The following is a 24,199-nucleotide window of genomic DNA, read 5'->3' on the forward strand; positions in this document are numbered from 1 at the left end:
TTGTTACATATAGTAGCAAGGGTTTATGCTTAAAAAAATAGAAAAAAGGGTATGTTTCATTGTACGAAGATCAAAGGGAGGTTTCTGATATTGAGAGGGCAGACATATGTTATTTTCGCTATTATTTTTGTAATCATTATAGCGGTTTTTGCGGTGACAAATGTGGATCCGGTGGAAGTGAATTATTTATTCTGGAGTGGGGAATCACCACTCATCTTAATTATATTATTTTCCGTATTGATGGGAGGAATAATTACAGCTGCTGTTGGGATGCTGAAAATGTTCCATTTGCAACGGGAAGTGAAGAAATTACAGACGGAAAATAAAAAGATGCGCCAAACACTTCAGGATAACAATCTCGTGGAAGAAGAAGCGGACAAAGAATTAGAAGAGAAAGGTCATACAAAAGAATAAACGAATTCTAATTGCTCCCCCTGGCTCTACTCATGTATAATAGATTAGTCAGGGGTGAAATTATGTTAAGTAGCAAGGCGAATTGGAAAATGAATACAATTCAAGATGATATAGAACAATGGATGGAAGATTCAAATGACTTATCTCCTGTTCTAAAAGAACTTTTACGACAACGACGGATTACTACTGCAGCAGAAGCTTCCAAATTCTTATCGCCTGAGATAGAAGATTTACAAAGCCCGGCAGGACTAGCTTCGATTAATAATGCTGCAGAACGTGTACATACAGCAATAGCTAATCAGGAAAAAATTCTTATATTTGGTGATTACGATGCGGATGGTGTAACTTCTACTACAGTTCTATTAAAGGCTTTAATAGAACTGGGTGCAGATTGTGACTATTATATACCAAATCGATTTACGGAAGGATACGGACCAAATGAAGAAGCATTTACACAAGCATATAACAATGGTGTTCATGTAATCATAACCGTGGATACTGGAATTGCTGCCGTTCATGAGGCTGATCTTGCTAAACAAATGGGGATGGATTTAATCATTACCGACCATCATGAAGTGCATTCACAATTGCCGGATGCTTTTGCTATTATTCATCCGAAGTGTTCACCAAATTATCCATTCAAAGAGCTTGCCGGTGTCGGTGTAGCCTTTAAATTTGCCCAAACGTTGTTAGGCTATTTCCCAAAGCAGCTTTTAGCATTCGTGGCAATTGGAACCATTGCTGATTTGGTTCCATTAGTAAATGAGAATAGAGTTCTGGCTTATTATGGTTTACGTGCGCTTACATCAACCACGAATCATGGTATAATAGCATTAAAACGTGAATGTCATATCGAAGGAAATGTGACCGAAGAGGATATTGGATTTTCAATCGGCCCAAGAATCAATGCAGTTGGAAGGCTTCAGAACGCTGATTTAGCAGTCCGATTATTAATGACGGAAGACCAGGACGAAGCGGATAATATAGCTCGTATCGTCCAACAATTAAATCAGGAAAGACAACAAATCGTTAAGGATATTGTTCAGGAAGCAGAGCAAATGCTAGAAACCAGAGAGAAAAAAGATGTCATTATGGTTGCAAAAGAAGGATGGAATGAGGGGGTACTCGGAATTGTTGCATCAAAGCTTGTTCAAAAGTTTGATAGGCCGGCCATTGTGCTGTCGATAAAGTCAGACGGGTCTCAAGTAAAAGGTTCTGCAAGAAGTATACCCGCATTTGATCTCTTTCAAAACTGTATGGAAATTAAGGAATACTTCACAACATTTGGTGGACATTCACAAGCAGCAGGTATGACGTTTCCAATGGAAAATTTCACATCTATCCAACATGCGTTACATACACGTATTAATGAGCAACTAAATGAAGCGGATTTCAAACCGGTCATTGAAGTGAACAAAACTATTGTGGTTCCAGAAATTAACGAAAAATTGATCCATGAAATTAATAAACTTGCCCCCTTTGGAATAAGCAATCCAAAGCCTGTCTTTCAATTAAAGGATGTCCCTAGTCAGGTCCGTCAAATTGGAAGTATGAAAAACCATCTTAAACTCCAATTTAAAAAAGATGATGGGATTGTTGAAGGTATCGGATTTGGCATGGGAGAGCTTTATCCGTATATTTCACCGCACACACCAATTACAGTTGTAGGTGAGCTCGGGATCAACGAATGGAACGGCAATAAAAAAGCACAAATCATAATGCGGGATATGAGGATTGAGGATTGGCAGTTATTCGACCATAGAGGCAAAAGAAATGTGGACCTTCCTCTCTCTGTAAAAAATAGGAAACTGGGTATATGCTATAATGCTGACCAACTCCCCCCTTGGTAGAGCCTATTACATATGAGACAGATGTAACTACTTTAAGTGAAGCAGAAGAATTATATATTTTTGATTTACCGCCAGACTTAAAAAGGTTAAGGGAAATTATAAAAGCAACGAAACCGATTAATATACATGCATGTTATATCCTAGAAAATAGTATGTATTTAAAGGCTTTTCCAACAAGAGAAGAATTTAAGTGGTTTTATGCGTTTATTTACAAAAGAAGGTCAGTGGATTTAAAGCGGGAAATGAAGGTCATCATGGATGCTAAAGGTTGGAATAAAGATCATATATTATTTATAGCGAACGTGTTTTTTGAGTTGGAATTTGTTAAAATAGATAATGGTATGATTGAAATAAACGCTAATCCTGTTAAGAAGGATTTGCAGGATTCGAAGTTTTACCAGGAGCGATTAATCCAAGCAGATATAGAAAAAGTATTATACTATTCAAACTATCAGGAATTAAAACAGTGGTTTTCAAAGTCCATGGACCATTTGAGTAATCACGAGGAGGAACGAGCCAATGGATTATAAACAATATGTTAACATAGTGGAGGACTGGCCAAAAGAAGGGATTCGATTTAAGGATATTACTCCACTTATGGATAATGGAAAAGCATTTAAATCTGCAGTGGATGAAATTGTTACATTCGCTCGTGAGAAGGAAACGGACATTATTGTTGGCCCGGAAGCACGCGGTTTTATTATTGGATGCCCGGTTTCCTATGCCTTAGAGATTGGATTTGCACCAGTAAGAAAGGAAGGAAAATTACCACGCGAAGTAATTAAAGTAGACTATGGGTTAGAATACGGTAAAAACGTTTTAACCATCCACAAGGATGCCATCAAACCAGGTCAACGTGTGTTAATTACCGACGACTTACTTGCAACAGGTGGTACAATAGAAGCAACGATACAGTTAGTAGAACAACTTGGCGGAATTGTAGTTGGATGCGCATTTATAATCGAATTGAGTTATCTCGATGGGATGGAAAAACTAAAGGGATATGATGTTCTAAAATTAATGACCTACTAACAAATATCTTAACAGGTCTGACGAAGTAAAGTTAAATCGTCAGGCCTGTTATACATTTATCAGATTTCAAAAATAATGGCTTTTTCGTATGTATGTTTTACAAATCTTCGCAGTTTATATCTTTTTCTGCCATAAGCAACCCCCTCTTGTAGAAGACAAACAAAAGTAATAAATGGACACAGAAAGAAATAAAGCATATAATAAAACTATTTACCCTATATTTATGAACGCTCGGAGATTTACTTCCAGAAAAATAAAGGTGATTCAATGGCAAAAGATAATATTTTAACAATAGAAGATATTTTAACAGAAGTCGGTCAATTCCTACCAGAAGAGGATATTACTTTTATTCGACATGCGTATGAATTTGCAGCAGATGCCCATCGAGATCAATATCGGAAATCAGGCGAGCCTTATATTCACCATCCTGTTCAAGTTGCGGGTATCTTAGTTGAATTAGGAATGGATGCTGAGACAATCGTCGGTGGCCTGTTACATGATGTCGTTGAAGATACGGATGTAACAGTTGAAGAGTTAGAGGATGCATTTAACAGAGAAGTGGCCATGCTTGTTGACGGGGTAACGAAACTTGGTAAAATCAAATATAAATCAAAAGAAGCCTTGCAGGCAGAAAATCATCGGAAAATGTTTGTTGCAATGGCAAAAGATATTCGCGTTATCCTGATTAAGCTTGCAGATCGTCTGCATAATATGCGTACACTCAAACACTTACGTCCAGATAAACAACGTCGTATTTCCAATGAGACATTGGAAATTTTTGCGCCACTGGCACACCGTTTAGGTATTTCAACCATAAAATGGGAACTCGAAGATACGGCATTAAGGTATTTAAATCCTCAACAATATTATCGTATTGTGCAATTAATGAGGCAAAAAAGGGAACAACGTGAATCGTATATCGAAGAGGTAATGAAAGAGGTCTCTAATCAGCTGGAAGATGTCAATATAGAGGCCGATATGTCCGGTAGACCAAAGCATTTATATAGTATTTATCGAAAAATGGTAGATCAAAACAAGCAATTTAATGAAATTTATGATTTGCTAGCAGTACGGATTATTGTAGACAGTATTAAAGATTGTTATGCAGTACTCGGAATCATCCATACATGCTGGAAGCCAATGCCTGGACGGTTTAAAGATTATATTGCAATGCCGAAACCAAATCTCTATCAATCGCTGCATACGACTGTAATTGGTCCTAAAGGTGACCCATTAGAAGTACAAATTCGAACCAAGGAAATGCACGAGATTGCCGAATACGGTATTGCGGCACATTGGGCTTATAAAGAAGGGCTTCAGGCCAACAGGAATGATAAATCATTTGAAGAAAAGCTCACCTGGTTTAGAGAAATTTTGGATTGGCAAAATGAAGCACATGACGCAGAAGAGTTTATCGAATCACTTAAAGTTGATTTGTTTTCTGATACGGTCTATGTGTTTACACCAAAGGGTGATGTGATTGAATTGCCTTCCGGATCTGTGCCACTGGATTTTGCTTATAAAATTCATACAGAAGTAGGAAATAAAACGATTGGATCTAAAGTCAACGGTAAGATGGAGCCACTTGATTATGAATTGAGGAATGGGGACATTATCGAAGTGATGACGTCTAAACATTCTTATGGTCCTTCACAGGATTGGCTAAATATTACCCAAACGTCACAGGCCAAAAATAAGATTAGACAATTTTTTAAAAAGCAACGGCGTGAAGAAAATGTCATGAAGGGCAAAGAAGCAGTGGAAAGAGAAATACGTGCACTTTCCATTCAGCCAAAAGAAGTTTTGACGCCTGACAATATGCAACGTGTTTATGAAAGATTTAATTTTACGAATGAAGAAGATATGTATGCAGCAGTAGGTTATCAAGGTATAACAGCCGCGCAAGTGGCAAACCGTCTTACAGACAGAATTCGTCAGACGAAGCAAAAAGAAAAGGACCTTGAACAAACACTTGAAGAAGTAAAAACAGATGATAAGAATAAAAAGATAGATAAACGAGATTCCGGTGTTAAAGTTGAAGGTGTGGATAATTTACTTGTCCGATTATCAAAATGTTGTAACCCGGTACCAGGAGACAAGATTGTTGGATATATAACCAAAGGCAGAGGTGTTTCCGTTCATAGAGCTGATTGTCCAAACGCTCAAACAGAGGATGCGAAAGAAAGATATTTGCCGGTGGAATGGGAAGAAAATCAGACAGCAAAAAAACAGTACCATGTCGATTTGGAAATCTCCGGATATGACCGTAGAGGTTTGCTAAATGAAGTTCTGCAGGCAGTGAATGAGACAAAAACAAATATTACCCAGGTAAATGGTCGTTCTGATAAAAATAAGATGGCTATTATTCAGATAACCATACTGATTCATAACACGAACCATTTACGAAAAATTGTGGAACGAATCAAACAAATTAAAGAGGTCTATACAGTTACCCGAACCGTACATTAGTAAAGGATGAGAGTCAAAAATGAAAGCAGTTATCCAACGCGCAACAAATGCAAGTGTTACTGTAAATGATGAAACAGTTGGGGAAATAGAGCACGGGTTTGTTGTACTTCTCGGTGTGACCCATGACGATAATATAGAAGATGTGAATTTTCTTATCAATAAAATTATCCATTTGCGTGTTTTCGAAGATGAAAACGGCAAAATGAATCTTTCTTTGAAAGACACAGCAGGTAGTATATTGTCCATATCACAATTCACATTATATGGAGACACACGTAAAGGAAGGAGACCCAATTTCCTGCAGGCTGCTAAATCAGATCAGGCGGATGAACTATATCATCAATTTAATCAATTGCTTAGAGATCAGGATGTTCCTGTGGAAACTGGCGAATTTGGAGAAATGATGGATGTTCGCTTGACGAATTCAGGTCCAGTAACATTTATTTTAGATAGTAAAGAGAAATAGAAATAGGATGGTAATAAATCTATCCTATTTCTATTTATTTGCAAAATACTTCCCTAATCCGTTTATAATCCCTGTTACTAATTTCTTCTGGTAGACACTTGTTTCAAGTAGTGATTCTTCTTTCGCATTAGATATGAATCCTAATTCCAACAATAAAGATGGCTTAAGTCCTTGGCGGATGACAAACAAATCTTCATTTGTTGTACCCCGATTATCTGCCTCTGTTTCTTTTATGATTTCCTCTTGGACATATGTGGCTAATTCTTTATTTTGTTCATGATAATAATAGGTTTCCACACCAGTAACACTAGGGGATTCAGGTACACTGTTATAATGAAGACTTAAAAAAACATCGGTATCCATGGCATTTGCAAAACTAGCTCTACTTCCAAGAGAGATAAATTCATCTTCTGGTCTGGTGAGAAGTACTTCTGCTCCTAGGATACGGAGTTCATGTGCTAGTTCTTGTGCTGTTACATACGCAATGTTTTTCTCGTATATGCCAGATGTGCCAATTGCACCTACATCACGTCCGCCATGCCCTGCATCAATGACAATTGTTCTATTTTCAAAACCAGTTGAATAGGAGGTTTCTTTATTTTCATCAACAATGTTTTTTAGCACAAAACCAGATACGTCTTTGCTTGTGATTTCGTACCAGTCACCCTCTTCGCCGATAACTTCATAATTGTCTCCTGCATCAGCGAAATGAATGATGTCATACCCTGTAGATGGGCCATTGCGTAGTTGTGTATCGGAATGTTGAATGGTTATGTTTTTTTCTGAAGAGTCTTGCTGATCCCTATTAATCGTTATGTATTCAGTGATTATCCAGCCTGTTCCTTCGTCCAGTTTGATTTTCGTCCAATCATCCTGTCTGTCAATAACAGTGTATACGTCATTGATAGTAGCTTGTCCTATTAGATCAAATTCAGTTCCGGGCCCACTGCGGATATTTAGATTATCTTCATGAATCACAGCTTCATCTGCATGAACGGCAATGACCAGGATGAAATTGAAGCAAACCATGAGAAAGAAGCCGATTGTTATTGTCTTCAATGGATAAAAACCTCCTTAACCTAAGTATAATAAAAACGTTACATATAGGCAAAGCTAATACAAATGAGGAGGGGGTTATATGCGATTACATGAGAAACAATGGAATGTTAATAGTCATACGGATATGCTGGATGTTAACTTCCACCGTTTTATGGAATTGGAAGGGCACGCGACCCATATGGAAATAGCTGAGGAGTTAGGGGTATCATTAGGTGAAGTGAAAATGTTAAAGAAAAAGATGAATCGTGCTTGACATTCGCACTTGAAGCGATTAATATAATAGACATTCAAGTCAGTACATCATCAACTTAATTTAACATGGAACCCGAAAAAGGAAAAAGTAATTGAAACCCATATGAGCAGAGAGAAAATGTCATAGGCTGCAAGCATTTTCACATGATGATTCAACGAAAGACATTCCCTAGGCTTTATATCGAATAATAAGTAGGTATAGACGTTTTGCAGGCGTTATCTGTGTAGAGCGGATGCATTTTTAGCATCAACCAGGGTGGCAACGCGGGTATACTCTCGTCCCTTATTTATTATGGGGGCGGGGGTTTTTTCTGTATAAAAAAGTAATCGAGGAGGTAATCAAATGGATATGAAAGCGCCGAGAGGTACGGTTGACATTTTACCGGAAGATGCCCTGAGATGGCAATATATTGAAGATCATATTAAAAAGGTATGTCACAGGTTTCATTTTAATGAAATTCGCACACCCGTATTTGAACATACGGAAGTTTTTCAACGTGGTGTAGGGGACTCCACGGATATCGTTCAAAAAGAAATGTATACATTTGAAGATCGAAGTGGAAGAAGTTTAACACTCAGACCGGAAGGGACAGCTTCCATTGCGCGAGCTTTTGTAGAGAATAAACTGTTTGGAAGTTCCAATCAGCCAGTGAAATTATATTATTTTATGAATTTGTTTCGTTATGAACGCCCGCAAAAGGGGAGAATGCGTCAGTTAAATCAATTCGGTGTGGAAGTATTGGGGAGCGCTGATCCAGCGATAGACGCTGAAGTTATTGATTTGGCGATGACCTGCTACCAGGAACTAGGGTTAACAAACTTAAAATTAGTTATTAATTCATTGGGTGATAAGGAAAGTAGAAATAATCACCGTAAAGCATTGGTGGATCATTTCACACCGTATAAACACGAACTTTGCAATGATTGTCAAGTTCGTTTGACACAGAACCCATTGCGGATTTTAGATTGCAAAACCGACCAGGATCATCCGGCTATGAAAACCGCTCCTTCCGTACTGGATTATCTGAATGAGGAATCAAGTCGCTATTTTGAGAAGTTAAAAGATTATTTAACAATGATGGGAATAAACTATGTTGTTGATCCAAATCTTGTTCGAGGATTGGATTATTATAATCACACCGCTTTTGAAATTATGAGCGAAGCAAAAGGCTTTGGTTCGATCACTACCTTAGCAGGGGGCGGCAGATATGATGGATTGATTGAAGAATTTGACGGCCCTAGAACACCTGGGATTGGTTTTGGAATGGGGCTAGAGCGCCTTCTGATGGCATTAGAAGCAGAGGAAAGGGAAATTCCTACTGCTAAGCAATTAGATTGTTTCCTTGTCGCAGTTGGGGAACAACCTGAAAAGGAAGCCGTACGTCTTATTCATGAGTTACGGAAAAATAATATCCAAGTAGATAAAGATTATCAGGGCCGTAAAATGAAAGCCCAATTTAAAGCTGCTGACCGGTGGAAGGCGAGGTATGTTCTGATCTTAGGTGAGGATGAGTTGGAAAAGCAAATCGTCAATGTAAGATCAATGGATAGCGGAGAACAAGAAGAACTCCCCATATCACAGTTAGTTGAGCGTATGCAGGAAAAGCTTCTAGGAGGAAAAAAATAATGAGTGAACGTATATTAGCTGGAACATTACGTGAGATGAATGTTGATCAAACGGTGCTGTTAAAAGGATGGATACAAACTCGTCGTGATTTAGGGGACCTTATCTTTATTGATCTGCGTGATAGATCAGGAATTGTTCAAACTGTCTTTAAACCTGATGCATCAGCGGAGGCTTTGGAAATAGCTGAATCAACCCGCACAGAATATGTCGTTGAAATAAAAGGGAAGGTTTTAAAACGTGATGAAACAACCATCAATCCAGCAATGAGTACAGGAACGATCGAAGTGATAGCAACAGATATAACGATTTTAAATAAATCAAAAACACCACCATTTCTTATCGAAGATGATACAGATGTGTCTGAAGATTTACGTTTGAAATACCGGTATATCGATTTGCGTCGAAATGCTTTGCAAGAAACATTTAAGCTTCGTCATAAGGCAACTCAAGCTGTGCGAAACTTCCTAAATAATGATGGTTTCTTGGAAATGGAAACACCAATTTTAACAAAAAGCACACCAGAGGGAGCTCGCGACTATCTTGTTCCCAGTCGGGTTCATCCCGGCGATTTCTATGCATTGCCGCAATCACCGCAACTGTTCAAACAATTGATCATGATGAGTGGGTTTGAGAAATATTACCAAATTGCAAGATGCTTTCGGGATGAGGATTTACGTGCGGATCGCCAGCCGGAATTTACACAAATCGATATTGAGACATCCTTCCAAACAAGTGATGATATAATGACAATGACAGAAGAAATGATGCAATACGTGTTAAAAGAAACGAAGGACATCGATATCTCATTACCGTTGAGGAGAATGCCTTATGATGAGGCGATGGGACGTTTTGGTTCAGACAAACCTGACACTAGATTTGGGCTGGAATTGATTCATGTAAACGATGTTCTGCTACATTCTACTTTTAACGTGTTTCAGGGGGCCATTGAGTCGGGAGGAAAGGTTTGTTTATTAAACGTGAAAGGACAAGCCGACAATTTTTCCCGTAAAGATATTGATAAACTAACCGAATTTGTGAAAATATATGGTGCGAAAGGTCTCGCCTGGTTAAAAGTAGAAGGGGGAGATTTAAAAGGCCCTATAGCTAAATTTCTATCTGATGAGGAAAAGACAGGACTAATCTCGTCTTCAGAAGCAAGTGATGGTGATTTGTTACTTTTTGGATCCGGTAAGTCGCAGGTTGTTTATGATAGCTTGGGGCTCTGCGTTTGAAACTTGGCAGGCAGCTGAATCTAATAGATGAGTCAAAATTCAATTTTCTCTGGGTGACAGATTGGCCGTTACTGGAGTATGATGAATCGCTTGGGAGATACTTCGCTGCCCATCATCCATTCACATCACCAAAGGAAGCTGACATCGATAAATTAACCACAGATCCCGGGAGTGTCCGTGCGAATGCTTATGATCTTGTTTTAAATGGGTATGAATTAGGCGGGGGATCGATAAGAATTCACCAGAAAAAATTACAAAATCAAATGTTGAAGGTCTTAGGATTCACGGAAGAAGAAGCAAATGAGCAATTCGGCTTTTTACTGGAGGCGTTGGAATATGGAGCTCCACCACATGGCGGCGTAGCACTGGGCTTAGATCGAATTGTTATGCTACTAGCAGGCAGATCAAATTTACGCGATACTATTTTATTTCCGAAAACGGCATCAGCATCTGATTTACTAACAGACGCACCAAGTGGAGTGATCGATACACAATTAGATGAACTGGGTATCACATTAAAGCCGAAAACATAAATATATTTTATTGATAAAAAAAGGTCGTTGTGTTAAGATAAAATTATAAATTAATCAACGATACTATCAATCCTGATGTGTTCGTTTATGATAAGTGTTTTGACCGAACACCTATATACTTGGGAGCTTGAAATTGTTTCTATGTTGCGTGCATGCCTTGATTTACCTAATTCGAGGAAGCACAATATACATAGAACAAAGCACCCACCTGCTTGAAGCGGGATCAAAGCTTACAATTGAACGGCACAATCGGGATTATCGTATACATAAGAAAAACGGACTATGTTGGTACGCTTAAACAGTGAATACCAACATAGTCCGTTCTATATTTAAAGATAAGAATGTATCATCTGGATGGGGAGTAATTCTTATTCAGGAATAGCTATATCCAGCTCCGTGCACCAAAAACTAGGAGATATCACGACACGCCCGACGATAAAGAAGACTTGGCGACTGACAACCGACTTCATCTAATCTCAGTTGTGTCGCTCCAATCTCTACGTCTTCAAACGCGCACTGCGCTTTTGTTCTTGCCCAGGAAATTATAAAATGATTTGCTTGTGGATAACTTATTATTGATTAATGGCTACATCCAGCTACAAGCGCCAAAAACTAGGAGATTTCACGTCGCTCCCTACGATAAGTCATCATCGGTTCGTTACCTCACCGTGATTCCTTTATCTCAGTTGCGCCGCTCCAATCTCTACGTTTTTAACCAAGCGCTTTTCGCTTTTGTTCTAATTTGAGCCATGAGCTAATTGTTGCAGATTCCCATTTTTATCCATTCGGAATGCCGGTGTTGGCATTGTTCCCTGATCATCAAGAACCGTCATTTTTCTTGCTCTTTCCATGATTTGAATAAATGCTTGGTAATCTTCCTGAATCGTAGACAGCTGTTTTTCCGACTGCGCTAATTGCCTTTCCAAGGATTGTACTTGTTCTTTCAATTCCATATTCTCTTTCTGAGCATGCTCAAGTGACACTTTTGATTGATTGGAAGCATGATAGTCTTTTTTGACTTTCCGCAAAAATGTAATAACCATATCCATGGTAATAGAAGGTTCTTCTATTGCTGGTGTTGGGTAGGCATCCGCTTTTTCTTCAACCGTGTCGCCCTCACTATTTTTTGGAAGTGTTACTACCGGTTGTTTTGTTTTTTGTGTTGTTCCTAACATTGCCCGTTTTTTCTCTTTGCGTTGTCTTTTTGCAAGATCAATAGCATTATCATATTTCATACGGACTTCTGCATTCCAGCGAAATCCGCAAGCCGCTGATGTACGATTTAGTTTATCACCGACTTCTTCAAATGCATTTAATTGTGTGCTTCCTTCTCTAATATGGCGCAAAACCGTTTCTGCCAATAATAGATCATCTTCATGTGACCAGGCATCCTGTCTGACTTTCACCATTATGTTCAACTCCTTTTTTCTGGTAACATAATTACATAGATTTGATGTTTACTATGTATTATTACCATATAAAAAAGGAATTATACCTGCTTATTTTTATCATGCTGTATTTTTTCATAAACTTGTTTGATGGCTTTTTCAAATTTTCCGGAGTTCTTTGGCTTATAATAGTGTTTCTCTTTTATAGAATCAGGTAAATATTGTTGATTGATCCAGCTATTCTCATAGTTATGCGGATATTGGTAGGTATTCCCCCTGCCGAGTGCTCCTGCGCCTTGGTAATGTGAATCTTTTAAATGGGCCGGGATCTCTCCACTCTTGCCATTATGAATATCAGCTAATGCCTCATCAAGAGCCTTGTAAGCTGTATTTGATTTTGGTGACAGACATAATTCCACAATGGCGACAGCTAAAGGAATTCTTGCTTCCGGAAATCCCAATCGTTCTGCTGCCTGCACGGCTGCAACTGCGCGAGGTCCGGCTTGTGGACTCGCGATACCAATATCTTCATAAGCTGTTACGATCATACGGCGTGCAATAGACTCCAGATCTCCTGCCTCAATCAACCTGCCTAAGTAGTGAAGAGCTGCATCGACATCACTGCCGCGAATGGACTTTTGAAAGGCTGATAGCACATCATAATGTGCGTCTCCCCCTTTATCATGTGAGAAGCTTTTCTTTTGCATACATACTTCTGCCGTATCTAGATGAATCACAATTTGACCTTCCTCGTTTTCTGGTGTGGAAGAAACGGCTAATTCAAGCCCATTTAGAGCAGCACGTATATCGCCATTTGCACTACCAGCAAAATGATCCATCGCTTCATCTGTGATTTCAAGCTTTTTATTTCCATAACCATTTGTGGTGTCTTCCACCGCACGCTTTATTGCAGTATGTATATTGGCAGCGGTTAATGGGTGTAATTCAAAGAGATGGCATCTGCTTCGGATTGCAGGATTAATCGAGTGATATGGATTACTTGTTGTACAACCGATCAATGTAACTAAATTACTTTCCAAGTGTGGTAATAGAAAATCCTGCTTTGCCTTATCCAGACGGTGGACCTCATCTAAAACCAGAACAACCTGTCCCATCATTTTTGCTTCTTCAACAACAATTTCCATATCCTTCTTTTTATCTGCAACCGCGTTAAGGGTTTTGACTGGCATGTCTAAACTTTTAGCCAATGCAACAGCCATTGAAGTTTTTCCTGTTCCGGGTGGGCCGAATAATATCATGGAAGCCAGACGTTCAGCCTGTACCATGCGATTTAAAATTTTACCTTCGCCAACAAGATGTGATTGGCCGATAATATCTTCTATGTGTGCAGGTCTCATTGTTAAGGCAAGTGGTGTTTGTTTCATTCATAACGTCCTTTATAAAAATAATAGTTTGTTGATTTAGTTTTGATAACATGCAAGAAGTAGTGATTTCATGCTATAATATCATGTATTAAATGTCTACTGATAATGAAATGAATCGAATGAATAATAGAGGTGTATGAATTGAAAATTTCAACCAAAGGAAAGTACGGTTTAACGATAATGATTGCTTTAGCAAAAAAACACGGAAATAGTCCAACATCACTTAAATCGATAGCACATGATAATAATTTATCCGAACATTATTTAGAACAGCTTGCATCACCACTGCGAAATGCAGGCCTTGTTAAAAGTGTTCGGGGGGCCTATGGTGGCTACGTATTGGCAAATGATCCAAAGGAAATTACCGCCGGTGATATTATTCGTGTACTGGAAGGTCCTATTACGCCAGTAGAAGGAATCGAAAATGAAGAAGCAGCCAAGCAAGAGTTGTGGATGCGAATTCGCGATGCGGTGAAAGACGTGCTTGATACAACAACCTTGGATGATTTAAGTCATCATAATGAAGACGAGCCACAAGAGGCGTATATGTTTTATATTTAATAGGTTGTTAGCTAGGAGTTTATTGCTTTGTCATAAAAGATAGTAACTGCGACGTAGTGATTGATTACTATAATTACCGTTAGATACGCATCCAAAAAGGAATTCATGAACAAATCGCTTATTTCGTTGATTTTCACTAATGTAATTACGGTATCTAAAATTAGGAAGGAAATGTAATGATGGAACAAATATATCTTGATCATGCGGCAACAACGCCAATGGATAAAGCAGTTGTGGATGCTATGTATCCTGTATATGCGGACGTATTTGGAAATCCGTCCAGTGTGCACGCGTTTGGTCGAAAAGCGAGACAGCAGCTAGACGCAGCAAGACGTGTGATGGCTGATAGCATCCATGCCAGTGAAAAAGAAATCATTTTTACAAGTGGTGGAACAGAAGCAGATAATTTGGCACTTATTGGCACCGCAATAGCTAATCGGCATAAAGGAAATCATATAATCACTACAACGATTGAACACCATGCCACGCTTCACACATTAGAAAACTTGGAACAACAGGGATTTGAAGTAACGTATTTACCTGTTTATGAAGACGGGAAAATAGCCTTGAGTGATCTGGAAAAAGCATTAACAGATGAGACGATTCTTGTTTCAACTATGTTTGTAAATAATGAGACAGGGGTTATTCAACCAGTTGAAGAAATTGGTGAACTACTCCGAGATCATCAAGCTTATTTTCATACAGATGGGGTTCAAGCTTTTGGTCTGATGGATATAGATGTGAAAGCGATGGGAATAGAAATGTTAACCGCATCAGCGCATAAAATTAATGGTCCCAAAGGTATTGGTTTTCTATATGTGGATGAAGATGTTAAATTAAATGCGCTCCAATTCGGTGGCCAACAGGAAAGAAAACGCCGACCGGGAACCGAAAATGTAGTCGGGGCGACCGGTTTTAAAAAAGCGGTTGAACGGGCAATGGAGAATAAAGAAGAACGAAGAAGAGATTATCACTATTATAAAGAGCAGTTTTTGGAAGAATTAAGAATCAATAACATTGACTTTGACGTGAATGGGGACTATGATGCAACGATAGCTTCCATTGTCAATGTAAGTTTCCCGGGCATGCATGTTGAAACCCTCCTTACGAATTTCGATCTGGAGGGGATTGCTGCGTCCAGTGGCAGTGCATGCACGGCGGGATCTGTAGAGCCATCTCATGTGTTAGCCGCGATGTTTGGTGAAAATAGTATATGTTCAACCAATTCCATTCGATTTAGTTTTGGCATATATAATACAACGGAAAACGTCAAAGAAGCTGCAAGAAGGGTTGCAAAAATTATAAAACGATTAAGCTCATAAAGGAAAGTGATTCAAATGAAAAGCAATGAAAATATACGGGTTGTAGTTGGAATGAGTGGTGGCGTTGATTCATCTGTGGCCGCATTACGATTGAAAGAACAAGGGTATGATGTTGTCGGCATTTTTATGAAAAACTGGGATGATACCGATGAATTTGGTGTATGTACAGCGACGGAAGATTTTGATGATGTTGTCCGAGTATGCAATCAACTGGATATTCCATACTACGCTGTTAACTTTGAAAAACAATATTGGGATAAGGTGTTTACGTACTTCTTAGATGAATACAAAGCAGGTCGGACACCAAATCCGGATGTAATGTGTAATAAGGAAATTAAATTTAAGGCATTTCTGGATCATGCATTGTCATTGGGGGCAGATTATTTAGCTACCGGCCATTATGCGAGGGTTCGAAATAATAACGGGCGCTATGAAATGTTACGCGGCGTGGACGACAATAAAGATCAAACGTACTTCTTAAACCAATTATCAGCGGATGTATTGGAAAAAGTCATGTTCCCACTAGGAGAAATCCCAAAATCACGAGTTAGAGAAATTGCACTTGAAAATGAACTCGTTACAGCTACGAAAAAAGACAGTACTGGAATTTGCTTTATTGGTGAACGTAATTTTAAAAATTTCTTAAGCGAATATTTACCCGCACAACCAGGTGAAATGAGAACATTGGATGGTGTAGTAAAAGGCAGCCATGATGGGTTGATGTATTATACCCTGGGACAACGTCAAGGGCTTGGAATTGGCGGTTCCGGTGATCCGTGGTTTGTTGTCGGGAAAAATCTGAAGGAAAATGTACTATATGTGGAACAAGGATTTGCTAATGATAAGTTATATTCAGATGGACTTATCGCTACAGATGTGAATTGGATCAATCCGGATGTTTTAAAAAATAATTTCACATGTACGGCTAAATTCCGTTATCGTCAACAAGACAGTGACGTAAGCGTAAATGTTCTTGAAGATGGCAAGGTATATGTTAATTTTGCTGAAAGAGAACGTGCTGTTACACCCGGACAAGCCGTTGTGTTTTACGATGGTGATATTTGTCTAGGTGGAGGAACGATCGATGAAATCGTGAAGGATAATAAGTCACTTGATTATGTTGGTTAAGTAAGGGGCTCAATTTTATGGATAAAAACGAACAGGCTATAAATTATATGAAAGAAAGTAAATACGAAGAGGCTGCCGGTATCTTTTCAGAGATAATCGAAGAAGATCCTGACGATCCGGTTGGCTATGTTAATTTTGGCAATTTATTATTGCATGTTCATGATCTAGCTCGTGCACAGCGTTTTTTTGAAAAAGCGATTGAGTTGGATCCATACGCTGCCACTGCCTATTATGGACTCGGAAATCTTTATTTTGAACAGTCTATCTACCCAAAAGCACAGGCGAATTTTCAAAAGGCAATTGAATTGGGACTTGTCGAAAGCGATGTGTATTACCTGCTGGGAATGACATATCAATACCAGGAACATTATAAACTTGCCCTGCCATATCTCCTACGTGCAACAGAACTGGATCCGGAAGATGAAGAAGTGAAGTTTCAATATGGGCTATCACTCGCACAAAGTGATCATATTAAAGATGCGGATCCTATTTTCAGGCAGGTGTTAAAAGAGAATCCAGAGCATAGTGACGCGCATTATAATCTGGGGGTTATTGCCTTATATAATGAAAATGCCGATGAAGCATTAAGGCATTTTGATGAGGCACTACGTATACAACCAGATCATTTGCTGGCAGCGAACGGGAAGAAAAATGTGGAAGATGCATGGACATAAGAAAGACGTTGAGATTTGGGGTTGTTTTGATGGGGTTAGACAGACAATCTAATGAAGAAAAAGGATATATAAAAGGGGAACTTCTCTATACGATTTTTCATAATGAAGAAGAGCATTTTTCTATTGCGAAAATCCGTATTCAGGATACGAATGAGGACTATAATGAAAAAGAGATTGTTGCCAAAGGATACTTTTCCAATCTTCAAGCACAAACTGACTATTACTTTTATGGTGATTTTGAGCGACACCCCAGATTCGGCCTGCAGTACAAAGTATTGTCCTATAAAACGTATATTCCGGATACAAAGGATGGGCTGATTGCCTATCTTTCCAGTGACTTATTTTATGGTATTGGAAAGAAGACAGCCAAACGTATTATAAAGCACTTGGGGGAGAATGCAATAACGAAAATTTTAAACGATGCCGATGTTCTGACGGATGTCCCTGGTTTAAAACAGGAAACAGCAGATATATTGGCTAAAAACCTCCAGGAAAACCAGGGCTTTGAGCATATTGTTGTCTATTTATCGAAATATGGCATTGGCTTAAAAATGGCTCAGAAAATCTTTCAGGAATATAAAGAAGATGCGATTTCTATATTAGAAGAGGATCCTTACCAGTATGTTTTTGATATTGAAGGCTTTGGATTTCAAACAGCAGATGAGATAGCGAAACAAAATGGTCTTTCCTTATCACACCCAAACCGTATTGGAGCGGGGTGTATCTATGTCCTGCAGAAAAGCGTTCAGGATGGACATGTTTATTTACCATTAAAGCATTGTATGAGACAAATGCTGGAGTTGCTTTCAAATAACTCTTTATCTGAGGAACTGATCAAAGATAGATTGAATGATCTCAATACAATGAAACGGATTATCATTCAGGATGAAAATGTATATTTACCATCACTCTACTATGCAGAAGACGGGTTTGCATCTCACTTAAGCAGAGTTATTGATAAACCGGTGAAAGAGAATATTCCCTTAGCAGAATTGATGAAAATAATCGGTGATATAGAGGAGACGGAAGTATTAAGTTATGGGAAAGAACAATTTACGGCAATTAATCAAGCGCTGCATTCGAAAGTTATGATACTTACGGGGGGACCGGGAACAGGGAAAACAACGGTTATTAAAGGCATCCTTAATGCCTATGCTACTATTAATCATTTGTCACTTAATCCTTTTGATTATGACAATGAAAAAGTGTTCCCTTTTGTACTAACTGCACCGACAGGAAGGGCTGCAAAGCGTTTAACTGAATCCACAGGACTTCCTGCTGTTACGATTCACCGTCTGCTAGGCTGGGATGGAAAGAATGGATTTGAAAAAAATCAAAACGAACCGCTGGCAGGAAATTTTTTAATTGTAGATGAATTCTCCATGGTAGATATTTGGCTAGCCAATAACTTATTTAAAGCAATACCAGATGACATGCAAGTACTTATTGTAGGTGATGAAGACCAGCTTCCCTCTGTGGGTCCAGGTCAGGTATTATCCGATTTATTAAAAAGTGACCGTATTCCATTTGTAAGCCTTCATGAGGTATATCGTCAAAAAGAAGGTTCTAAGATTATTCATCTTGCCCATGAAATTAAAAATGATACGGAAATAACATTGCAAAATGATAAAGATTTCAGTTTTATTCCATGCAATGAACAACAGATGCTTGCTGTGATTATGACCATTTTTTCAAAAGCAATGGAAAAAGGGATTGATGTCAAAGATATACAAGTTCTAGCACCAATGTATCGAACAAGGGCCGGTATTACGATGATTAATAAAGAACTTCAAAAGCTGATTAATCCAAAAACATCCAGACGGAGGGAAGTAAAATTTAACGAGGTTATCTACCGGGTAGGTGATAAAGTCCTGCAACTTATCAATCAACCGGAGCAAGGGGTTTATAATGGGGATATCGGTGAAGTGGCTGCCATTTTTGAAGAAGATGAAAGTAAGGAGAATGTGGAACAATTGGTCATCTTATTCGAAGACAAAGAAGTGGTTTATGAACGTAAAGATTACGTGAATATCATGCACGCGTATTGTGTGTCGATTCATAAATCACAGGGCAGCGAATTTCCAATTGTAATTTTGCCGATTGTTTCTAGCTATAATCGTATGCTTCGAAAAAATCTGCTCTATACAGCAATCACAAGAAGCAAAGAGTCACTGATTATTTGCGGACAAGAGCAGGCATTCCTGCAAGGCGTAAGGACAATGGATACAAATAAACGATATACAAATTTAAAAGAACAATTAACAGAAAGGATTGTGGACATTCCGCAGGCTCCCCTGGAGGGAACTGAAGCTGAAAAAGAAATTACACCGTATGATTTTATGTGAATGTATATTTTATAAACATTCGGGTTAGCATAACATAATAAATTTATTTCATAGAGGAGTTTAAATGTATGATGCGATGCCCGAATTGTAATGGAAAGGATATAGGAAAAATTGGTGCACAAGACTATTATTGCTGGACATGTTTTATTGAAATGTCTGTGATCAATAATGAATTAGCAATCCATCAAGTGGAAGCGGATGGTTCTTTGAGTTCACTTAATGATCTGTTTTCTGAAGAAGAAAGGAAAATGCAATGGTAACCTTTAGTTGCAAAAGCAAAACCACTTTTGTACTAAGGGGAGATAATATATGATCCGAAACAAAAAAGCAATAAGTGTTCTTTATTGGCTTGTCACCGGTATTTTTGTTTTTTTATTCGCTTATTTACTCGTTAAACTGTTCCCATTGTATGGAGCTGTTTTTTCATTTCTATTGCGGTTATTATCTCCGTTTCTTGTTTCCTTATTAATTGCTTATCTCCTTTATCCGATCATTAAAAAAATACACAGTTACAATATACCAAGAGGTATAGCAGTTCTCTCCATTTATATATTATTTTTTGGGATTACCGCTTATGTGATTTACCGTGTTTACCCTGCTGTTATGCATCAGTTACAAGATTTAAAGGAGCAATTGCCTGTTTTCATTCGTATGTACGAGAATCTTATATACCAGTTATATGAATATACATCATTTTTACCGGAAACTGTTCATGACAAGATAGATGGATTGATCACAAGAGTTGAAACCTCCCTTGAAAATATATTGGATAAATTAGTCGGTGGTGTTACCAGGATTTTTGATGCGATTATATTTCTAACGGTTATCCCTGTTCTCGTATTTTACTTCCTAAAGGATTATAATAAACTAAAGGATTATGTGAAGACGTTTATCCCAGAAAAATATCGTGCGCAGACAAGCAAATTGGTTCACGCCATTGATAAAAGTTTAGGCAGTTACATACGTGGACAATTACTTGTTTCTTTACTTGTTAGTTTGGCCACATGGATTGTTTTCCAATTTTTAAATATAAATTATGCACTGCTTCTAGCGATTATTATGGGGATCACAAATCTTATTCCCTATTTCGGGCCAATCATTGGAGCCGTTCCAGTGATGGCTATCGCACTTACAACGTCTTGGAAATTAGTCATATTTGTGCTGATCGCCATATTGGCTATTCAAGTTATTGAAGGGAATTTTTTATCACCGTATATTGTAGGGAAAAGTATTAATATCCATCCAATAGCGATTATATTTGCATTACTATTAGGTGGGGAGCTATTCGGCGTAATTGGGTTGATTGTCGCAGTACCTTTATTGACAATATGTAAAGTGATTACAGAACATGTTATAGCGATGAAACACGGTATCGATTGACATTCAACTTAAAGTTTTTTATACTATTGCTAAGATTATATATATTAATGCGTTTGAAGGTTATAAGTACATGATAGCTGGTTTAAAGAGAGGGATTTTCATTTGGCTGGGAAGAATCCTAATGCGGCGTCATGGAAAGCTAAACTGGAGTACGGTTAATACCCGTCGGTTTCATACCGTTAACATGACTGAGTGATGAATAATTATTTATTGTTCATAATAAGGGTGGTACCGCGATATCTCGTCCCTGTATTGTTGCAGGGAGGGGTTTTTTTATTTTGGCTCTTTTCGTAAGTATTGTTGCTTTTATATCGTCGCAGTTTCTATCTATTTTGCCAAAAGCAATAAATGTCTTCGGTGGGACGAACCTTTGTATAGTCCCAATCTTTTAGAAAAAGCATGTCAATATTTTAAACATGGGAGGGTAATAAATGAAACAGTTAACATCGGCTGAGGTAAGGCAAATGTTTATTGATTTTTTTAAGGAAAAAGGACATCGTGTGGAACCAAGTGCCTCATTAGTTCCAAAGGAAGACCTGACATTACTATGGATAAACAGTGGGGTAGCAACGTTAAAAAAATACTTCGATGGCCGCATCATTCCGGAGAATCCACGAATTGTCAATGCGCAGAAAGCCATTCGTACAAATGATATTGAAAATGTAGGATATACGGCAAGGCATCATACGTTTTTCGAAATGCTTGGGAATTTTTCTATTGGGGAGTATTTTAAAAAGGAAGCCATTGAATGGGCTTGGGAGTTTTTAACAAGTGAGAAATGGGTAGGCTTTGATAATTCGTTATTAGCCGTGACCGTACATCCGGAAGACGACGAAGCCTATGATATTTGGTTACATGATATTCAAATTCCAAAAGAACGTATTATACGTTTAGAAGAAAATTTTTGGGATATCGGAGAGGGGCCAAGTGGACCAAATACGGAAATCTTCTATGACCGTGGAGAAAAATATGGGAATAACCCCAATGATCCAGAGCTATATCCGGGTGGAGAAAATGAACGTTATTTGGAAATATGGAATTTAGTTTTCTCGCAGTTTAATCATAATCCCGATCATACGTACACGCCACTTCCAAAGAAAAACATTGACACCGGACTCGGGTTGGAGCGAATGGTTTCCGTTATTCAGGACACGCCAACCAATTTTGAAACAGATTTATTCATGCCGATCATCCGTAAGACAGAAGCGCTGGCAACAACTGTGTATGGAAAGAAAGAAGAGAGCGATACTGCTTTTAAAGTGATTGCTGATCATATCCGCACCGTAAGTTTTGCTATTGCTGACGGCGCAGTACCATCAAATGAGGGACGGGGTTATGTGTTGCGTCGATTGCTTCGAAGAGCGGTTCGCTTTGCAAAAGAAATCGGTATTGACAAACCGTTTATGCATGAACTCGTCCAAACCGTTGGAGAAATTATGAAAGATTTCTACCCGGAAGTTTTAAAGCAAAAAGAATTTATTGAACGTATTGTTAAGGTGGAGGAAGAGCGTTTTCATGAAACATTGAATGACGGATTGGAAATACTAACTTCCATCATGGAGAAAGAAAAAAGAAAAGGGAGCACTGTCTTCCCTGGGGTAGAAGTGTTTCGTTTGTATGATACGTATGGATTTCCTAAGGAATTAACTGAAGAATATGTGGAGCAGCAAGGCTTTACCATAGACGAAGAAGGATTCAATGCGGAAATGGAAAAACAACGGGAACGGGCCAGAAATGCACGCCAGAAGGTTGATTCCATGCAAGTACAAGAAGGTGTTTTAAGTGAAGTGGATGTAGAGAGTACGTTTATCGGCTATGATCATTTAGAAGTAGAAACGAGAATCGAAGCCATTATAAATGGAAAAGACAAAGTAGAATCCGCTAATGCAGGGGATGATGTATTTATTTTTCTAAAGGAAACACCGTTTTATGCTGAGAGTGGTGGTCAGGTAGCAGATAAAGGATGGATATATACGGATCGTGCATCTGCTTATATAGAAGATGTACAAAAATCTCCGAAGGGACAACATGTTCATCGTATGACTGTGAGAGATGGAACATTTTCTACAGGAGATCAAATAAAAGCAATGGTTGATCGTACATTTCGCACGTCTATTATTAGGAATCACACGGCTACACATCTCTTACATCAAGCCCTGAAAGATGTGCTCGGCGACCATGTTCATCAGGCAGGTTCACTTGTAACCCCTGAGAGATTACGTTTTGATTTCTCCCATTTCACAGCTGTTTCGAAAGAGCACTTGCAAAAAATCGAGCAAATTGTAAATGAAAAGATATGGAGTTCTCTCCCTCTCCTTATTGATCATAAAAAAATAGAGGAAGCAAAAGAGATGGGCGCAATGGCTTTATTTGGCGAAAAATATGGAGATATTGTTCGGGTTGTCCAAATAGGAGATTATAGCATGGAATTATGTGGGGGCACGCATGTTCAAAATACGTCCGAAATCGGCTTGTTCAAAATCATCTCTGAAGGCGGCATAGGCGCTGGAATAAGAAGGATCGAAGCGGTTACCAGTAAACAAGCCTATGAATTTTTAACAGATAAAGTAAATCTACTACAAGAATCAGCACAATTAGTTAAAACAAATGAAGAAAATCTGCCGGAGCGTATTGAAGGCTTATTCCAGGAAATAAAAACCATCCAAAAAGAAAATGAGTCATTGAGTGCAAAGTTAGCTAATGTAGAAGCTTCATCTATATTAAATCAAGTGAGAAAAGTAGATGATATACCATTACTCACGAAGCAAGTGAGTGTGAAAGATATGAACCAGTTACGAAACATGATGGATGATTTAAAGCAAAAGCTGGATTCAGGCATCATATTGCTAGCTGCAGAAAATAATCAAAAGGTACAATTTGCTGCAGGTGTATCGAAAGATTTAATTGACCGTGGTTTTCATGCCGGTCATCTGATCAAACAGGCGGCTCAAATTTGTGGAGGAGGCGGTGGCGGCCGTCCAGATATGGCTCAAGCCGGTGGAAAAGATCCGGAAAAAATAGACGCTGCCCTTCAATTTGCGGAGCAATATATACGCGAAAATGCAAAATAAAAATATTCGCT

General features: G+C 38.5%; 19 protein-coding genes, 1 other RNA gene, 1 pseudogene and 2 other annotated features. Of the genes and pseudogenes, 18 read left to right on the forward strand and 3 right to left on the reverse strand.

The annotated features are described in order from the left end of the window. Positions 1–90: 90 nt before the first annotated feature. From KFZ56_RS09465 to dtd, 6 genes are all read left to right on the forward strand, one after another. Entirely contained in the window at positions 91–414 is a 324-nt protein-coding gene (locus tag KFZ56_RS09465) for a LapA family protein (RefSeq protein WP_222641712.1), read from the forward strand. A gap of 62 nt (positions 415–476) precedes the next feature. Beyond that, positions 477–2,264, forward strand: coding sequence for a single-stranded-DNA-specific exonuclease RecJ (gene recJ, locus KFZ56_RS09470; RefSeq protein WP_309228284.1), 1,788 nt, complete (start codon positions 477–479; stop codon positions 2,262–2,264). Further along, positions 2,258–2,794 carry a single-stranded-DNA-specific exonuclease C-terminal domain-containing protein gene (locus KFZ56_RS19870; protein ID WP_309228285.1) on the forward strand — a complete coding sequence of 179 codons (537 nt, stop codon included), beginning with the start codon at positions 2,258–2,260 and terminating at the stop codon, positions 2,792–2,794. Before recJ ends, KFZ56_RS19870 begins: the two co-directional genes overlap by 7 nt. Beyond that, positions 2,784–3,296 carry an adenine phosphoribosyltransferase gene (locus tag KFZ56_RS09475; protein WP_222641713.1) on the forward strand — a complete coding sequence of 171 codons (513 nt, stop codon included), beginning with the start codon at positions 2,784–2,786 and terminating at the stop codon, positions 3,294–3,296. Before KFZ56_RS19870 ends, KFZ56_RS09475 begins: the two co-directional genes overlap by 11 nt. A 267-nt stretch (positions 3,297–3,563) precedes the next feature. Continuing rightward, complete coding sequence (locus KFZ56_RS09480) at positions 3,564–5,765, forward strand: RelA/SpoT family protein (protein WP_222641714.1); 2,202 nt, start codon at positions 3,564–3,566, stop codon at positions 5,763–5,765. Between the two features lie 19 nt (positions 5,766–5,784). Then, entirely contained in the window at positions 5,785–6,231 is a 447-nt protein-coding gene (gene dtd, locus KFZ56_RS09485) for a D-aminoacyl-tRNA deacylase (protein ID WP_222641715.1), read from the forward strand. Positions 6,232–6,261: 30 nt separating this feature from the next. Here the strand turns inward: dtd and KFZ56_RS09490 are convergent, their stop codons facing one another. Continuing rightward, a complete protein-coding gene (locus KFZ56_RS09490; protein ID WP_222641716.1) occupies positions 6,262–7,290 on the reverse strand; it encodes an N-acetylmuramoyl-L-alanine amidase family protein in 1,029 nt (342 codons plus the stop codon). 79 nt (positions 7,291–7,369) lie between these two features. Here KFZ56_RS09490 and KFZ56_RS09495 point away from each other — a divergent pair, with 79 nt between their 5' ends. The 4 genes and pseudogenes from KFZ56_RS09495 to ssrS all read left to right on the forward strand — a co-directional run bounded on the left by KFZ56_RS09495 (position 7,370) and on the right by ssrS (position 11,194). Then, positions 7,370–7,543, forward strand: coding sequence for a hypothetical protein (locus KFZ56_RS09495; protein ID WP_222641717.1), 174 nt, complete (start codon positions 7,370–7,372; stop codon positions 7,541–7,543). A 66-nt stretch (positions 7,544–7,609) separates the two neighbouring features. Beyond that, positions 7,610–7,829: a binding site (T-box leader), on the forward strand. Between the two features lie 56 nt (positions 7,830–7,885). After that, positions 7,886–9,169 (forward strand): histidine--tRNA ligase, encoded by a 1,284-nt coding sequence (gene hisS / locus KFZ56_RS09500; RefSeq protein WP_222641718.1) that lies wholly within the window; start codon positions 7,886–7,888, stop codon positions 9,167–9,169. After that, positions 9,169–10,934: pseudogene (gene aspS / locus KFZ56_RS09505) on the forward strand (aspartate--tRNA ligase). Before hisS ends, aspS begins: the two are co-directional and overlap by 1 nt. 66 nt (positions 10,935–11,000) lie before the next feature. After that, positions 11,001–11,194: non-coding RNA, 6S RNA (ssrS, locus tag KFZ56_RS09510), on the forward strand. 477 nt (positions 11,195–11,671) lie between these two features. Here ssrS and KFZ56_RS09515 read toward each other — a convergent pair. Both KFZ56_RS09515 and KFZ56_RS09520 read right to left on the reverse strand, forming a co-directional pair. Continuing rightward, positions 11,672–12,343, reverse strand: a complete 672-nt coding sequence (locus KFZ56_RS09515) for an RsfA family transcriptional regulator (RefSeq protein ID WP_222641719.1) — start codon at positions 12,341–12,343, stop codon at positions 11,672–11,674. 80 nt (positions 12,344–12,423) lie between these two features. Further along, entirely contained in the window at positions 12,424–13,707 is a 1,284-nt protein-coding gene (locus KFZ56_RS09520; RefSeq protein WP_222641720.1) for a replication-associated recombination protein A, read from the reverse strand. A 141-nt stretch (positions 13,708–13,848) separates the two neighbouring features. Here KFZ56_RS09520 and cymR point away from each other — a divergent pair, with 141 nt between their 5' ends. From cymR to alaS, 8 genes are all read left to right on the forward strand, one after another. Continuing rightward, positions 13,849–14,268 carry a cysteine metabolism transcriptional regulator CymR gene (gene cymR / locus KFZ56_RS09525; protein ID WP_222641721.1) on the forward strand — a complete coding sequence of 140 codons (420 nt, stop codon included), beginning with the start codon at positions 13,849–13,851 and terminating at the stop codon, positions 14,266–14,268. Between the two features lie 179 nt (positions 14,269–14,447). Next, entirely contained in the window at positions 14,448–15,590 is a 1,143-nt protein-coding gene (locus KFZ56_RS09530) for a cysteine desulfurase family protein (protein WP_222643960.1), read from the forward strand. Between the two features lie 15 nt (positions 15,591–15,605). Then, entirely contained in the window at positions 15,606–16,718 is a 1,113-nt protein-coding gene (gene mnmA, locus KFZ56_RS09535) for a tRNA 2-thiouridine(34) synthase MnmA (protein ID WP_222641722.1), read from the forward strand. 17 nt (positions 16,719–16,735) lie between these two features. Then, positions 16,736–17,392: a tetratricopeptide repeat protein gene (locus KFZ56_RS09540; protein ID WP_222641723.1), complete on the forward strand. Its 657-nt coding sequence runs from the start codon at positions 16,736–16,738 to the stop codon at positions 17,390–17,392. 29 nt (positions 17,393–17,421) lie between these two features. Next, entirely contained in the window at positions 17,422–19,737 is a 2,316-nt protein-coding gene (gene recD2, locus KFZ56_RS09545; RefSeq protein WP_222641724.1) for an SF1B family DNA helicase RecD2, read from the forward strand. A 68-nt stretch (positions 19,738–19,805) separates the two neighbouring features. Then, positions 19,806–19,997, forward strand: coding sequence for a YrzR-like zinc ribbon domain (locus KFZ56_RS09550; RefSeq protein WP_222641725.1), 192 nt, complete (start codon positions 19,806–19,808; stop codon positions 19,995–19,997). Between the two features lie 49 nt (positions 19,998–20,046). After that, positions 20,047–21,117 carry an AI-2E family transporter gene (locus KFZ56_RS09555; RefSeq protein WP_222641726.1) on the forward strand — a complete coding sequence of 357 codons (1,071 nt, stop codon included), beginning with the start codon at positions 20,047–20,049 and terminating at the stop codon, positions 21,115–21,117. Positions 21,118–21,160: 43 nt separating this feature from the next. Beyond that, positions 21,161–21,369 (forward strand) — a binding site (T-box leader). Positions 21,370–21,548: 179 nt separating this feature from the next. Continuing rightward, the gene (gene alaS / locus KFZ56_RS09560; RefSeq protein WP_222641727.1) at positions 21,549–24,188 is read left to right on the forward strand and encodes an alanine--tRNA ligase; all 2,640 of its coding nucleotides are present in this window, start codon (positions 21,549–21,551) and stop codon (positions 24,186–24,188) included. Positions 24,189–24,199: the final 11 nt, after the last annotated feature.

Source organism: Virgibacillus sp. NKC19-3 (assembly GCF_019837165.1).
Taxonomy (GTDB): domain Bacteria; phylum Bacillota; class Bacilli; order Bacillales; family Amphibacillaceae; genus Virgibacillus_L; species Virgibacillus_L saliphilus.

Excerpts from the sequence above, each read along its gene's own strand:
- KFZ56_RS09555 (WP_222641726.1), top strand. The coding sequence starts at position 20,047 with ATGATCCGAAACAAAAAAGCAATAAGTGTTCTTTATTGGCTTGTCACC.
- KFZ56_RS09550 (WP_222641725.1), top strand. The coding sequence starts at position 19,806 with ATGATGCGATGCCCGAATTGTAATGGAAAGGATATAGGAAAAATTGGT.
- recD2 (WP_222641724.1), top strand. The coding sequence starts at position 17,422 with ATGGGGTTAGACAGACAATCTAATGAAGAAAAAGGATATATAAAAGGG.
- KFZ56_RS09475 (WP_222641713.1), top strand. The coding sequence starts at position 2,784 with ATGGATTATAAACAATATGTTAACATAGTGGAGGACTGGCCAAAAGAA.
- dtd (WP_222641715.1), top strand. The coding sequence starts at position 5,785 with ATGAAAGCAGTTATCCAACGCGCAACAAATGCAAGTGTTACTGTAAAT.
- KFZ56_RS09520 (WP_222641720.1), bottom strand. The coding sequence starts at position 13,707 with ATGAAACAAACACCACTTGCCTTAACAATGAGACCTGCACACATAGAA.
- recJ (WP_309228284.1), top strand. The coding sequence starts at position 477 with ATGTTAAGTAGCAAGGCGAATTGGAAAATGAATACAATTCAAGATGAT.
- KFZ56_RS09540 (WP_222641723.1), top strand. The coding sequence starts at position 16,736 with ATGGATAAAAACGAACAGGCTATAAATTATATGAAAGAAAGTAAATAC.
- alaS (WP_222641727.1), top strand. The coding sequence starts at position 21,549 with ATGAAACAGTTAACATCGGCTGAGGTAAGGCAAATGTTTATTGATTTT.
- KFZ56_RS09530 (WP_222643960.1), top strand. The coding sequence starts at position 14,448 with ATGGAACAAATATATCTTGATCATGCGGCAACAACGCCAATGGATAAA.
- KFZ56_RS09480 (WP_222641714.1), top strand. The coding sequence starts at position 3,564 with ATGGCAAAAGATAATATTTTAACAATAGAAGATATTTTAACAGAAGTC.
- mnmA (WP_222641722.1), top strand. The coding sequence starts at position 15,606 with ATGAAAAGCAATGAAAATATACGGGTTGTAGTTGGAATGAGTGGTGGC.
- hisS (WP_222641718.1), top strand. The coding sequence starts at position 7,886 with ATGGATATGAAAGCGCCGAGAGGTACGGTTGACATTTTACCGGAAGAT.
- KFZ56_RS09515 (WP_222641719.1), bottom strand. The coding sequence starts at position 12,343 with ATGGTGAAAGTCAGACAGGATGCCTGGTCACATGAAGATGATCTATTA.
- KFZ56_RS09495 (WP_222641717.1), top strand. The coding sequence starts at position 7,370 with ATGCGATTACATGAGAAACAATGGAATGTTAATAGTCATACGGATATG.